Source organism: Streptomyces sp. NPDC051214, from assembly GCF_040682375.1.
Lineage (GTDB): Bacteria > Actinomycetota > Actinomycetes > Streptomycetales > Streptomycetaceae > Streptomyces.
On the sequence record NZ_JBFBAT010000003.1, the window covers coordinates 161,711 to 175,298 of the forward strand.

The window sequence follows — 13,588 nt, forward strand, 5'->3', positions numbered from 1 at the left end:
CTTCCTGGTCGAACCATGTGTAGACCGCCGCAAGATGAACGAATCAGATGAAGAGGCGTATTTTATGTAACTTGACCCGAGTGCCTCACGCGTCCGGGTCAATCCCACCCGCACGGCGGCGTCCACTCGACCGCGCCGGGCGCGGGGCCGCGCTCGATCGCGGTGATCAACTGATGGACCGAGGCGGCACCGAACGGCCCCGCGACGGAGACGACTCCGGCGAGTGCCTTGTGCGCCCGGCGCCAGGCACTGCTGTGCCGGCCGCGCAGATGCTCGACGAGGGCGTGGGCGTACTGCGTCATGGAGCGCGCCCATATGTCGTGCCGCGTCTGCGTGCCGGCCGACGCGCGGCGGACACTGTGCAGGGCGTCGGCCGGGCGGACGCGCGCCTGCGCCACGGCGAGCCCGGCCCAGCTGACCGCGGCGGGCGGGCCGTGGTCGGCGTGGACGGGGACGGTGTGGGCGGCCTCCCGCAAGTGCTCGATGGCGCGTTCCGTCTCGCCGTCGCGCAACGCGATGATGCCCTGTACGTGGGCGACCCGGCCGATGGTCGCGTCGTCCCCGGAGAGCATGGCGGCCCGCCAGGCCTGGCCGAGAAGCTCCTCGGCCTCCGGCGCGCCCGTGCAGGCCGCGAGCCAGCCGGCCAGCCACAGGGCCTGGCCGTGGCCCATGCTGTCCGCGGACCCGAGCGGCAGCAGCCGCCGCAGATGCTCGCGCCCCTCGGCGGCGTGTCCGCAGACCGCCCACCAGAACCACAGGTCCACGACCATGCCGAGGGCGGCCGCACTCCGGTCGGCGCTGTCCGGGCCCCGCTCGAGGGCGGTGCGGAGGTTCGGCTCCTCGTCGCGCAGCAGCAGGGTGGCCTGCTCGTGCCGTCCGGTGCTCCACAGCTGGTGGGCGGTGGAGGCGACGGTGCGGTACCAGTCGAGGTGGCGGGCTGCCGCGGCTGCGGACTCGCCCGCGGACTCCAGGCGTTCGGCGCCGAAGCCGCGGGCCGCCGCGGGCAGCCGGTAGCGGGGCTGCAGCACGCCGCCGGGGTCACGCACCGGTTCCAGGACCGAGGCCAGGACGAGGCGGGCCAGGCAGGACGCCACCCGCCGCTGGTCGAGTCCGCCGCCCGCGCACACGTGGACGGCGGCGTCCTCGTCGAACTCGCCGGGGAACACGCTGAGCCGCGCCCAGACGCTGCGCTCGTCCTGCCCGCACAGCGCGTAACTCGCGCCGACGGCGGCCCGCAGGGACCGGTGGCGCCGCACCGGCGCCTGCGGCCTGTCGAGCCAGCCCTGGGTGAGCCGCAGCATCTGCGCGAGCCGCGCCGGCGGATGCAGGGCGGTCTGCGCGGCGGCGAGTTCCACGGCGAGCGGTACGCCTTCGAGCCGTGCGCAGATGTCGCTCACGGCACGCAGTTCGGCTTCGTCGGGTGCGGCGGTCCCCGGGGCCGGCCCCGTGCCCGTCCGGCGCCGGACCCCACGCGCACGCTCCATGAACAACACCACCGCGGGCCCCGGTCCTTCCCCCGTACCGGGTGCGCCTACGCCGACGGGGAACGGCCTGAGGTGCAGCACCAACTCCTGTCCGAGGCCCAGCGGCTGCCGCCCCGTGGCGAGTACGCGCACGCCCGGCGCCAGCAGCAGCAACGACTGCACAAGCCGTAGACACTCCTCCCGTACGGGATCAAGGTCATCAAGCACGACAAGCACCCGCCGCCCACGAAGCCGCGCAACAAGCTCCCCCTCACCACCCGGTCCCCCCACCCCAACGCCGCGCCCGCCTTCACCAGAGGGCTCGCCGGACACATGTCTGGCGACTCCAGGCACCCCGCCCGACTCCCCGTCCATGGCCTCGAGCACCGCCCGTGCCACCGACTGCCCCCGTGCGGGGCCGCCGTCCCACCAGCGCACGATGACCACGCCGTCCGTCAGTTGGCTGCCCACCGCCGCCGCGGCGTGTGCGGCCAGGGTGCTCTTGCCGACGCCCGGGCCGCCCGTCACCGTCACCAGCCTGCTCCGGGCAAGGAGGCGGCGCAGCGCCGTCAGCTCATCGGTCCGGCCGAGCAGGCCACCCCCGCGCACACGCACTCGCCCTGCCATCTCCTTCATGCCGGGCCCTTCCATGCCGCAGGCCATGCCGCCCGCCCTACGCCACACTGCCCTGCAGAATCGTCTCTGCAATGAATTCGCCAGATCCTCTAACTCCGCGTCCCGATCTGGGTTACGGGGCGGATCGCGGGGTGAAGTTCCGGCCGGCCGCTCAGGCAGATCAGCCGCACCGGCGTCCTGTTCCACGTGACCAAGAACGAGCCGGAGCAGCCGGCCCACCAGAGACAGGAGCGGCTTTCCGCGGGGGAGACCTGGCGGGCGCTGTACCGCTACTTCCGCCCGCACCGCTGGGTCGTCGCGCTCGGCGCCCTGTGCACGCTGATCGGCGCCGCGACCGGCCTCGCCCAGCCGCTCGCCGCGAAAGCCCTGGTGGACCGGCTCGGCAGCGACGACTCGATCACGGGCATCATCGTCCTGCTCACCGCGCTCGTGGTCCTCGGCACCGCCATCGAGTCGATCGGCGCGTACGTCCTGGAACGCACCGCCGAATCCGTGGTGCTCGCGGCCCGGCGGACCCTGATCGGACGGCTCCTGCGTCTGCGTCTGCCGGAGGTGGAGCGCACCCAGCCCGGCGATCTGATGTCCCGGATCACCTCGGACACGACACTGCTGCGCGCGGTCACCACCCAGTCCGTGGTGTCCGCCGTCGCGGGCGGACTCACCTTCATCGCGACGGTCGTGATGATGGGTCTCATGGACGTCGTCCTGCTCGGCGTCACCCTCGGCGTGATCGTGCTCATCGGCGGCGCCGTGGCCCTGGTGATGCCGAAGATCGCGCGGGCGACCGAGCGGGCCCAGGAAGCGGTCGGCACGATCTCGACCGCGCTGGAGCGGGCGTTCGGCGCGTTCCGCACACTCAAGGCGTCCGGCGCCGAGGAGCGCGAGACCGCGGCCGTGCGCGCCGCCGCGCAGGAGGCCTGGCGGCACGGGGTGCGCTCCGCCAAGTGGCAGGCGGTGGCGTGGAGTTCGGTCGGCTTCGCGGTGCAGGTCTCCTTCCTCGCCGTCCTGGGCATCGGCGGCGCCCGCGTCGCCTCCGGCGCCATCTCGGTCTCGACGCTCGTGGCCTTCCTGCTCTTCCTCTTCTACCTGATCGACCCGGTCTCCCGGCTCGTCGAGGGCGTCTCGCAGTACCAGGTGGGCTCCGCGGCCATCGCGCGGATCGTACGGGCCGAACGCCTGGAGACGGAGGACGTCACCGAGCCCGCCGCGGACGCGGGGCGGCGCGGTCCCGCCGCGGTCGCCTTCGAGGACGTGACCTTCCGCTACCGGGAGACGCTTCCGTACGTCCATCACGGCGTCAGCTTCGACATCCCGGGCCCCGGCATGACCGCCTTCGTCGGCCCCTCGGGCGCGGGCAAGACCACCGTCTTCGGCCTCCTCGAGCGGTTCTACGACGTCACGGGCGGCCGCGTCCTGGTCGACGGCCGCGACGTGCGGGAGTGGCCGCTCGCCGAACTGCGCTCCGTCATCGGCTATGTGGAGCAGGACGCGCCCGTCCTGGCGGGCACCTTGCGCGAGAACCTCCTCTTCGGAGCGCCCGGCGCGACCGACGACGAGATACGGGACGTCCTCGTACGGGCGCGGCTCGACGCACTCGTCGACCGGCTGCCGGACGGTCTCGAGACGCTGGTCGGGCACCGTGGCTCCCAGCTGTCCGGCGGCGAACGCCAACGGGTGGCCATCGCGCGGGCGCTTCTGCGCAAGCCCCGCCTCCTGCTCCTCGACGAGGCCACCTCGCAGCTGGACGCGGTGAACGAACTGGCCCTGCGTGACGTGGTCGCCGAGGTGTCGCGTGAGGTGACGGTCCTCGTCGTGGCGCACCGCCTGTCGACGGTGACGCTGGCCGACCGGATCGTGGTGATGGACGCGGGGCGGGTCCGCGCGTCCGGCACCCACGAGGAGTTGGTGGCCGCCGACCCGCTGTACGGGGAGCTGGCGGCGACCCAGTTCCTCGCCACGTCGGCATGACCGCACCGCCGCCGCACGGGTGCCGAAAAGGGCTGGCCCCGGACGTCACACCCGGGATTGGATGGCGGGCATGACCAGCGGACGCAGACGTGCGGAACTGTTCGTGGACGAAGAGCGGGACGGCAGGCTGGCCGGACCCACCACCGGCGACGAGCGGCGCATGCTCGTCGAGGTCCTCGCGGCCCAGCGCACGACGCTGGAGCTGAAGTGCGCGGGCCTGGAGGCCGAGTTGGCCCTGCGGTCCGTGGAACCCTCCACGCTCTCGCTGCTCGGTCTCGTCCGGCACCTCGCGGATGTGGAGCGCCGATGGTTCCGGCGCGTGCTCGCAGGGCAGGAAGCGCCGCCCCTCTTCGGCTCCGACGAGAACCCTGACCAGGACTTCGACGGCGCCGTCCCCGATCCGGCAGTCGTCGCCGCCGCGTGGGAAGCCTGGCGTGCCGAGGTGGCGTTCGCCGACCGCCTGGTGGCCGAAGCGCCCGACCTCGACATCGAGGGCGACGACGGATGGCGCGGGACGGTGTCGCTGCGCTGGGTGCTCCTGCACATGGTCGAGGAGTACGCCCGGCACAACGGCCACGCCGACCTGCTCCGCGAGCGGATCGACGGCGCGATCGGCGTGTAGACGATGATCACTTCATGAATCTGAGCGAGATCACGTTGATGTCCGACCCGAGGGTGGCCGCCGTACCGGTCCGGGAGTGCGGGGAGCGCCTGGTGGACGTACGCCATGAGGGCACGCTCCTGGTCGACACCCGCGCCCAGGACCCCGAGGACGCCTTCGCCCGGCTGCGCGAAGGCGTCCTGGCCCGCCTTCTGCACGCCCAGACGCTGCTGCCCGACGGGCTGCGCCTGCTGTTCGTCGAGGGCTACCGGCCGCCGTGGCTGCAGCGCGGCTACTTCGAGGAGTACGAGGGTCAGCTCAGGGCCCTGCATCCCGGCTGGCCCGCCGCACGCCTGCACGCGGCGGCCAGCCGCTATGTCTCTCCGCCCGAGATAGCACCGCACAGCGCGGGTTGTGCCGTGGACCTCACCCTCGCCGGGGCCGACGGCCACGAACTCGACCTCGGGACCCGGATGAACGCGGACCCCGAGGAGAGCGAGGGCGCCTGCTACACCGACGCCGGCAACATCACCGCCGAGGCCCGGCGCAACCGGGACATCCTCGGGACGGCGCTGCGGCAGGCGGGCCTGGTCAACTACCCCACCGAGTGGTGGCACTGGTCGTACGGAGACCGCTACTGGGCCCTGGCCACGGGTGCGCCGCACGCCCTCTACGGGGCGGCGGGATCAGGCGGGTGAGGCCGGCGGTGTCACAAGGCGGGTGACGAGGTCGTGCCACCCGGCCTCCACGCGGTCGAGCGGCATGCCGCGCTCGACGGTGAGGTGGTGCACGAGGACGCCGTCGACCGACCCGAGCAGGGTGTGCGCCAGGAGTTCGGCGTCACCCGCGACGCCCGCCTGGCGCAGCAGCATCGTGACGTGCGTGAGCCGCAGCCGGTTCGCCGGGACGGCATAGGTGCGCAGTGGGTCGGTCCGTGAGGACAGGAGCAGTTCGTGGTGGTCGCGCTCGTGGCGGATGAGCGCGGGCCCGAACGCGTGCAGCCGCTCCAGGGGCGGGGCGTCGGGCCCCAGCGGGGCGGGTCCGGAGAGGAAGGCGGCCTGGAGCTGCTGCTCGCGGTGGTCGAGCAGGGCGACCAGAAGCCCGGTGCGGTCGCCGAAGCGCCGGAAGACGGTCCCCTTGCCGACCCCTGCCGCCGTGGCCACCGCGTCCATGGTCAGCTGCGCGGCGCCGCACCCCGCCATCAGCTGTGAGGCGGCTTCGAGGAGCCGCGTGCGGTTGCGCGCCGCGTCGGCCCTGAGCGACGGCGGCTCGCCCACCGCGGTGAGGGCGAGCTCGGTCGACCCGCCCGGTCTGTCGGGCGAGGGGAGAGGCGGGAGAACGGAGCCGGTCATGAATCCAGCGTAGCGCCCCGAGCCACTAAGTGGACCGCGGTCCGGATCGGTGGTACAACTTTAAACGGACCCCGGTCCGCTTGATTTGTCGTCCGTATGTGAGAGTCCCGCCCCACTTTTCAGGAGTTCCGCCATGTCTGTACGCATCGTCGCCCTCGTCGGCAGCCTCCGCGCCGGCTCGCACAACCGCCAGCTCGCCGAGGCCGCCGCCAAGCACGCGCCCGCAGGTGTGGACGTCGAGCTGTTCGAGGGCCTCGCGGACGTGCCCTTCTACAACGAGGACGTCGACGTCGAGGGCGGCGTCCCGGCCGCCGCCGCCCGCCTGCGCGAGGTCGCCGGGAGCGCCGACGCCTTCCTCCTCTTCTCGCCGGAGTACAACGGCACCATGCCCGCCGTGCTCAAGAACGCGATCGACTGGCTGTCCCGCCCGTACGGCGCCGGTGCGATCTCCGGCAAGCCGGTCGCCGTCGTCGGCACCGCCTTCGGCCAGTACGGCGGCGTGTGGGCGCAGGACGACGCGCGCAAGGCCGCGGGCATCGCGGGCGGCGTGGTCGTGGAGGACGTCAAGCTGTCCATCCCCGCCTCCCTGACCCGCTTCGCCGAGCTCCACCCGGCCGACGACACCGAGGTGGTCACGGCCCTCACCGAGGTCGTCGCCCGCCTCACCCAGCAGGCCACGCCTGCCGCTGCCTGACCTCTCCGCGTCTACCGCGCACAGCCCCGGCCGGGTCCGCTCCGGCCGGGGCTACGCGCAGTCGACGCGGTGCGTGTTCGGGCGGTCCGGGCAGGTGAGGCACTCGAAGAGATAGACCCCGCCCATGTCGCCGAACCTCATCCCCGCGTGTTCGACGTGCGCCTCGCGGTCCTCGACAGGAGTCCAGGCCCGCGCGGACTCGGCGTCACCCTCGGCGCTCTCGAACGTCAGCAGGTGCTCCATCGGCCGGCCGCACCGCGTGCAGGACGCGGGCTGCGGGTCCTGGCCCCAGCCGGGGAACCCGCCCAGCTTCGTGCCCGGCGCGGTGGACAGGTGGTACTGGTAGTCCCAGCCGGTCTCCTTCTCCACCTGCGCGAACCGCCCCTCCAGGGCATCCCAGATCGTGTCGTCGAGATCCCAGCTCGGGTACTCCGTCACCCGCTCCGGATGCACGACGCAGGGCCGGGGCACGTAGTTCTCGCGCCGCTGCGCCGGAAGCGGCGGAGCGGCGAGCACCTGGCGCACGTCGGCCGCCGCCCGCCAGTGGATGCGGGGGACGACCCACGGGCCGTCGTGGTGCCGCCGCGGACACCACAGGACCTGGAGCACGTCGCACCCCTCCGGGAAGGCGACGACGTCCGGGACGTCGCCACGGTAGATCTGCGCGACGGCCACCATCGGCGCCCCGCCGTGCTCGGCGCACACCGGCCATGGTTCCCGCGCGGGCCAGAGCAAGGGGCCCCCGATGGAACTCTCGCGGTACGTCGGGTCGCCCGCGCGCGGGTGCAGCCGCACCGCATCCTTCTTGAAGCGCACGACCTCGGGAAAGAGCCGCTCCACGTCCACGGGGCGCGGCGGCGTGCGGCGGGTCATGCGCCGAGAGTACGCGGAGCCCCGGGAAAAGCGTTTCCGGGGCGGCGTGGCCGACGGGTAGCCTGCCGACGCCGCCTACCCCTTGGAGAGTTGAGATGCCCGGTCGCCGAAGCGCGCGTTGACGTCGTGGGTCGTCATCGACCCGTCATCGCGCGCTGCCCGTGAGCTGCGGCACCGCGTCACCTTCTCCGCCTCAAGGGGCTTTCCGTGCCGTCCGCTTCTCGTGCCGTTTCCGCGCGCCCCCGGTCCAGCCTGTGGCGTGACGCCGACTTCCGCAGGCTCTGGTCGGGGCAGACCGCCTCGCAGCTCGGAGCGCAGGCCGGTCACGTGACGCTGCCGCTCGTCGCCGTGCTGGCCCTCGACGTCGGCGCCGGTCAGCTCGGCACCCTCCGCGCGGTGGAGCAGGCGCCGATCCTGCTCTTCTCGCTGTTCGCCGGGGCGTGGGTGGACCGGCGGCGCGCCCGCGACGTCATGGTCGTCGCCGACCTCGGGCGTGCCCTCGCGCTTGCCGCGATCCCCCTCGCGTACCTGCTCGGAGTGCTCGGGATGCCGGCGCTGCTCGTGGTCGCCTTCCTCGTCGGCGTCCTCGGCGTGTTCTTCGACGTGGCCTATCAGGCGTCGCTGGTACGGCTGTTGAGACGCGAACAGTTGCTGAGCGGCAACAGCGCGCTCGAAGGCAGCAGATCCGCCGCGCAGATCGGGGGCCCGGCGCTCGGCGGCGCCCTGGTGTCGCTGTTCTCCGCACCGCTCGCCACGCTGGCCGCCGCGTTCGCCTTCGCGGTGTCCTTCGTGTCGATCCGCCGCATCCGAGGCCAGGAGGTGCTGCCCTCGCGGACTCCGTCCGACGGGCCAGCGTCCGACAGGCCCGCGGGTGTGCGGCGACAGATCCAGGAAGGTCTCCGCTTCGTCGTCGGTAGTCCTTCGTTGCAGTCCGTGGGGCTTGCCTCCGCCCTCTTCCAGTTCTCGTTCGCGGCCGTGATGACCGTCTACCTGCTCTTCCTGCCGCGCGAACTGCACCTGTCGGGCCTGGCGGTCGGCCTGGCGCTCGCCGCCATGGGGCCGGGCGCGGTGGTGGGCTCGGTGCTCGCGGCGAGGCTTCCGGAGAGGTTCGGCTACGGCAGGGTCGTGGTGGCCTCGGCGGTGCTCGCCGACGGGGTGATGCTCTGCGTGCCTGCCCTGCACGGTTCGTCGGCCCTCACCATCGGCTCGCTCATGGCGATCAACTTCGTCTTCGGAGCCTTCGGCCAATTGGTCAACGTCACGCTCATGGCCGTACGACAGGCGATCACGCCCGTGCCCATGCAGGGACGCGTCGTCGCGACCATCAACTTCGCCGGCATGGGCCTGACGCCCGTCGGATCGCTCCTCGGCGGATTCCTGGCCGGGGCGTGGGGCCTGCGGACGAGTCTGCTCCTGACAGCCGTCTGTCTGGCGCTGTCCCCGCTGTTCATGGCCCTGTCCCCGCTGGCACGCCTGGGGCGGCGGCTTCCGGAGGAGGACGACCTGCCGCGCGAGCGGCCGGCGTCCTAGATTGGCCCGCATGTACTCGACACAGGTGTCCGGACACGTGAACGCCCCGCGTGCGGCCGTCTACCGGGCGCTCCTCGACGCGGACGCCATCGCGCGCTGGCGCGTCCCGGACGGCATGAGCAGTCACGTGCACGCTTTCGACGCCCGCGAAGGCGGACGCTTCCGCGTCTCGCTCACCTACGACGGGCAGTCGGGCACCGGTAAATCGGCCGCGCACACCGACACGTACCACGGCCACTTCGCGAGGCTCGTGCCGGACGAGCAGGTGGTCGAGGTGCTCGCATTCGAGACCGACGACCCCGGCCTGGGCGGCACCATGACGATGACGACCACGCTCACCGACGCGGCCGGCGGCGGAACCGCTGTCCTGGTCCTGCACGAGGGAATCCCCGACAGCGTTCCCGTCGCCGACAACGAGACGGGGACGCGCATGGCGCTGGCGAACCTCGCCCGGCTCGTCGAGAAGACGCGGTAGCGGCTCAGCCCCCACGCGGCGCCGTCGCACCGGGCAGGGCCGCCGCCAAGGTCACGGCGGCAAGCAGCGCGAGCGCGGGCGCAAGGGCGGCGACCGTGCCGTGGTGGATCTGCAGCAGCCCGCCCACGAGGGCGCCCGCGAACATCGCGGCGACGGACACGGACCTGCGTACCGACGCCGGGCCGAGCCGGTCGGAGGCCAGGCCGGTCAGGGTCCGCGTGAGGACCGTGGTGGTCAGGTCGGGTACGGCGAGCTTGCCGACCACGGCGTTCTGCAGCCCCATGCCGAGCGCGAGCAGCACGATCAGGGCGTGCCGCGCGTCGGCCGCGAGGTCGAGCAGCAGGGCCGCCGCCACCAGTACGGCATGCCCTCCGACGAGGAGCGCGAACAGCCGCAGCGGCCGCGCGACCCGCGGCGCGATCCGGCCGCCCGCCCACGCCCCCGCCACGAACGCGCCGACCGCGAGCAGCGACGCGGTCGCCGAGAGCTGCACGTCACCGGCGAGCGCAAAGCCGAGGAAGACCACATTGCCGGTCATGTTGGCGACGAAGACACGGTCGAGGCCCAGATAACTGACGGCGTCGACAAGCCCCGTGACGAAGGTCAGCACGACGAGGAGCGGGGGCAGCACGCCGTGGTGGCCCTCGGTGTCGGGAAAGAGGAAGACGGCGGCCCGGTCGAGCAATGAGTTCATACCGTCTCTTCGGCAGACACAGGCCCGCGCCGCACCCGCACGGGCCACCCGCTCACCGCCTCCAGGCCCGGCGGATGTCACCGCGCGGATCGTCGTGGACCGTCCAGCAGCGACTGGACGGCGAAGGCCGGGGCCGTCGTCGAGAATCTGCGGATGGTCGCGGGACGCCACCCCGACGACACGCTGCTGACCTCGCTCATCGGCGAACTCACCGTAAAGAGCCCGGAGTTCGCCGCCCTGTGGACCGGCCACCGGGTGCGCCCCTGCGATGTCGCACACTACGAGATGCGCCACCCCCTCGTCGGCACCCTCACCGTCACCCAGCAGAGCCTCAATCTCCCTCAGGCGCAGGACCAGCACCTGGTGCTCGCCGTGACCGAGCCGGGCTCGCCGTCGAGGGAGGCCGTGACTCTCCTCGGGCAGGGCGTGACCGCCGAGGATGCCCCGCGTGCTTCCCACATCCCCGGAGGGCGCCTCTAGGAGGGGGTACGTCCTTCCAACGCCGTCTGCCAGCCCGGCAGTTCGGCCTCTCGTGCCGGTGCGGCGCGGCGTCCGCCGCGGGCGAAGAAGTCGGCCAGCGGGAGCGTCGCGGCGCCGACGGTCACCGCGTCCGGGCCGAGGCGGCCCAGGTCGATGGCGACGCGCCCCGCCGGGTAGGACAGGGCGTAGGTCGGGATGTACCGCTTCACCGCGCTCAAGAAGCGCTGTCCGAGCTGGAGTCCGGCCCAGCCGCCGACGAGGATCCGCTCCGGCTGGAAGAGGTTGATCAGGTCGGCGAGGCCCGCGCCCAGGTACTCGGCGGTCTCTTCGAGCACCGCAAGGGCCGTCGGGTCGGCCGCGCCGCCGTCCTCGGGATAGGCGGCGTTGAGCATGGCGGTGAGCGCGCTCTCCTCGTCGGTGCCCCCGGGCGGGCGCCCGCCCGCCTCCTGCCACCGTTCGAGCAGCGCCTCCGCACCCGCGTACGCCTCCAGGCAGCCCAGGGCCCCGCACCGGCACCGTCTGCCCTGCACCCGTACCGTGAGATGGCCCCACTCAAGGGCGCGGCCCTGCTCCACGTCCTCGGTGACCACGCACGCGCCGACGCCGGAGCCGAACAGGACCACCACCGCGTTGCGTGTCCCGCGCCCCGCGCCGAACCACATCTCCGCCTGGCCGAGGGTCTTGGCGCCGTTGTCGATGAAGTACGGCACGGAGTCGGGGAGTTGGGACGCACCCGGGCCGGTCTCCCGCAGCAGGGATTCCAGCGGGACCGCGTTCCAGCCGATGGTCTGGCCGTGCACGACGGCGCCGAGTTCGCTGTCGCGTGCGACGATGCCGGGCACGCCGATCCCGACGCCGAGGAGTCCTTCCCCGGTGACGCCGCCGGCGCCGAGCACCTCTCCGATCCCGTCGCGGATGAGTTCCGTGATGCCGCCGACGTCGTGGCCCTTAAGGGTCAATGGGCGCTCGGCGCGGGCGAGTTCGGACAGGGAGAGGTCGAAGAGCTCGACGCGTACGCGGGTCTCGCCGACGTCCACGCCGATCAGCTGACCGCGGCCGGGCGCGACCCGCAGCAGCGTACGCGGGCGTCCGCCGTCGGACTCCACGCTGCCCGCCTCCTCCACCCACCCCTCCGTCACCAGTTCGGCCACGACATTGCTGATGGAACCTGAACTCAGTCCGGTGGCGGGGCCGAGCGTGAAGCGGCTCATGGGCCCCTCGAAGTACAGCCGCTGCAGTACGGCGGCGCGGTTCTCCCGCCGCAGGTCGTGCACCGTGCGCCCGTTGCGCTGCCCAGCCATGTGGTTCCTTCCGGCCTGCTCTGCCTCGAAGTTGGTTCTGTGTGACCCCTTGACGGTATCTTCCCTGCCGGTTTAACTCACGTCCTAAATTAAGTCATGAGGTCATTCAAGAGTTGAACACAGCGCCGGTTCGGTCCGGTGTTGGGCCATCCGCCCCATGACTCCCTCCGGAAGGGACACCTGGAGCCATGCGCAGATTCCGAGCCGCCGCCTCCGTCGGCGCCGTCACCCTCTCGCTCGCCCTCACCGCGACCGCCTGCGGAGGCGGTTCGACGACGGGTGGCGAGGGGTCCAACGACTCGCCGAAGACGCTGACCTACTGGGCGTCGAACCAAGGGCCCAACATCGAGGCGGACAAGAAGATCCTCAGGCCCGAACTCGACAAGTTCGAGAAGAAGACGGGCATCAAGGTGAAGCTCGAGGTCATCCCCTGGTCGGAGCTGCTCAACAAGATCCTGACCGCGACGACATCGGGTCAGGGGCCGGACGTCCTGAACATCGGCAACACCTGGAGCGCGTCCCTGCAGGCCAGCGGAGCCCTGCTGCCCTGGGACGAGAAGAACTTCGACAAGATCGGCGGCAAGGACCGCTTCGTGGAGTCCGCGCTCGGCTCGGCAGGGGCACCGGACAAGGACCCGGCCGCCGTACCGCTGTACTCCATGGCGTACGCCCTCTACTACAACAAAAAGATGTTCAAGGAGGCCGGCATAGACAAGCCGCCCGCCACCTGGGACGAGCTGGTCGAGGACGGCAAGAAGATCTCCAAGGGCGGCAAGTGGGCCCTGGGCGCGGAGGGGGCGAACCTCTCCAACAACATCCACCAGGTCTTCGCGCTCGGCAAGCAGCACGGCGCCGACTTCTTCACCGAGGACGGCAAGGCCGACTTCACCTCCGACGGCGCGGTCGCGGCCGTGAAGCAGTACGTCGACATGATGGGCAAGGACAAGATCATCGCGCCCGGCAACGCCGAGTACGCGCAGAACCAGTCCCTGAGCGACTTCGCCAAGGACAAGACGGCGATGGTGCTGTGGCAGGCGGCGGCCACCACCTTCAAGTCGCAGGGCATGAGCGACGACGAGTGGGGCGTGGCGCCCGTGCCCGTCGATTCCGGCGCGCCGGGCCAGGGCAAGGCCACCAACTCGATGGTCGCCGGCATCAACATGGCCGTCTTCAAGAACACCAAGAACATCGACGGCTCGCTGAAGTTCGTGAAGTTCATGACGAGCGACGCCGAGCAGAAGATCCTCTGCAAGTCCTACGGTTCCGTGCCGCCCGTCAAGGCAGCCCAGGAGGATCCCGCCTTCGACCGTCCCGAGCTGAAGGTCCTGCGCGACACCCTCGCCAAGAGCGCCGCGCCGCTGCCCCAGGTGGCCAACGAGTCGCAGTTCGAGACCGCGGTCGGCACCGCCGTGAAGAACCTCTTCGCGAAGGCCGCGGACGGCCGTGAGGTCACCACCGCGTCGGTGAAGGCCGAACTGGTCAAGGCTCAGCAGCAGATGTCCCAGCAGTGAGCGACACGTC

At 71.9% G+C, this 13,588-nt stretch carries 12 protein-coding genes and 1 pseudogene; 8 read left to right on the plus strand and 5 right to left on the minus strand.

The genetic code is table 11. The features are described 5' to 3' along the window. Positions 1–98 precede the first annotated feature (98 nt). Positions 99–2,099, minus strand: a complete 2,001-nt coding sequence (locus AB0M70_RS08800) for an AAA family ATPase (RefSeq protein ID WP_365817880.1) — start codon at positions 2,097–2,099, stop codon at positions 99–101. Positions 2,100–2,285: 186 nt separating this feature from the next. On the opposite strand from AB0M70_RS08800, the gene AB0M70_RS08805 reads away from it, so the two are divergent. The 3 genes from AB0M70_RS08805 (at position 2,286) to AB0M70_RS08815 (ending at position 5,366) form a co-directional block, all read left to right on the plus strand. Then, entirely contained in the window at positions 2,286–4,067 is a 1,782-nt protein-coding gene (locus AB0M70_RS08805) for an ABC transporter ATP-binding protein (protein ID WP_365817882.1), read from the plus strand. A 70-nt stretch (positions 4,068–4,137) separates the two neighbouring features. After that, positions 4,138–4,689 carry a DinB family protein gene (locus AB0M70_RS08810; protein WP_365817884.1) on the plus strand — a complete coding sequence of 184 codons (552 nt, stop codon included), beginning with the start codon at positions 4,138–4,140 and terminating at the stop codon, positions 4,687–4,689. A 20-nt stretch (positions 4,690–4,709) separates the two neighbouring features. Beyond that, positions 4,710–5,366 (plus strand): M15 family metallopeptidase, encoded by a 657-nt coding sequence (locus tag AB0M70_RS08815; protein WP_365818755.1) that lies wholly within the window; start codon positions 4,710–4,712, stop codon positions 5,364–5,366. On the opposite strand, the gene AB0M70_RS08820 is transcribed toward AB0M70_RS08815, so the two are convergent. Next, a complete protein-coding gene (locus AB0M70_RS08820) occupies positions 5,355–6,020 on the minus strand; it encodes a TetR/AcrR family transcriptional regulator (RefSeq protein WP_365817886.1) in 666 nt (221 codons plus the stop codon). The genes AB0M70_RS08815 and AB0M70_RS08820 overlap by 12 nt on opposite strands. Positions 6,021–6,153: 133 nt before the next feature. Here AB0M70_RS08820 and AB0M70_RS08825 point away from each other — a divergent pair, with 133 nt between their 5' ends. Further along, on the plus strand, positions 6,154–6,714 hold the full coding sequence (locus tag AB0M70_RS08825; RefSeq protein WP_365817888.1) for an NAD(P)H-dependent oxidoreductase: 561 nt from the start codon (positions 6,154–6,156) through the stop codon (positions 6,712–6,714). Between the two features lie 51 nt (positions 6,715–6,765). Here the strand turns inward: AB0M70_RS08825 and AB0M70_RS08830 are convergent, their stop codons facing one another. Then, complete coding sequence (locus AB0M70_RS08830) at positions 6,766–7,587, minus strand: DUF1963 domain-containing protein (RefSeq protein WP_365817890.1); 822 nt, start codon at positions 7,585–7,587, stop codon at positions 6,766–6,768. 207 nt (positions 7,588–7,794) lie between these two features. On the opposite strand from AB0M70_RS08830, the gene AB0M70_RS08835 reads away from it, so the two are divergent. Both AB0M70_RS08835 and AB0M70_RS08840 read left to right on the plus strand, forming a co-directional pair. Then, positions 7,795–9,117, plus strand: a complete 1,323-nt coding sequence (locus AB0M70_RS08835; protein ID WP_365817892.1) for an MFS transporter — start codon at positions 7,795–7,797, stop codon at positions 9,115–9,117. 10 nt (positions 9,118–9,127) lie between these two features. Next, entirely contained in the window at positions 9,128–9,592 is a 465-nt protein-coding gene (locus AB0M70_RS08840) for an SRPBCC domain-containing protein (protein WP_365817894.1), read from the plus strand. A gap of 4 nt (positions 9,593–9,596) precedes the next feature. On the opposite strand, the gene AB0M70_RS08845 is transcribed toward AB0M70_RS08840, so the two are convergent. Next, a complete protein-coding gene (locus AB0M70_RS08845) occupies positions 9,597–10,286 on the minus strand; it encodes a YoaK family protein (protein WP_365817896.1) in 690 nt (229 codons plus the stop codon). A gap of 117 nt (positions 10,287–10,403) precedes the next feature. Here AB0M70_RS08845 and AB0M70_RS08850 point away from each other — a divergent pair. Continuing rightward, positions 10,404–10,766, plus strand: a pseudogene (locus AB0M70_RS08850) (transcriptional regulator); the annotation flags it as partial. On the opposite strand, the gene AB0M70_RS08855 reads toward AB0M70_RS08850, so the two are convergent. Then, entirely contained in the window at positions 10,763–12,067 is a 1,305-nt protein-coding gene (locus AB0M70_RS08855) for an ROK family transcriptional regulator (protein WP_365817898.1), read from the minus strand. The pseudogene AB0M70_RS08850 and the gene AB0M70_RS08855 overlap by 4 nt on opposite strands. 188 nt (positions 12,068–12,255) lie before the next feature. On the opposite strand from AB0M70_RS08855, the gene AB0M70_RS08860 reads away from it, so the two are divergent. Continuing rightward, on the plus strand, positions 12,256–13,578 hold the full coding sequence (locus AB0M70_RS08860) for a sugar ABC transporter substrate-binding protein (RefSeq protein ID WP_365817900.1): 1,323 nt from the start codon (positions 12,256–12,258) through the stop codon (positions 13,576–13,578). Positions 13,579–13,588 lie beyond the last annotated feature (10 nt).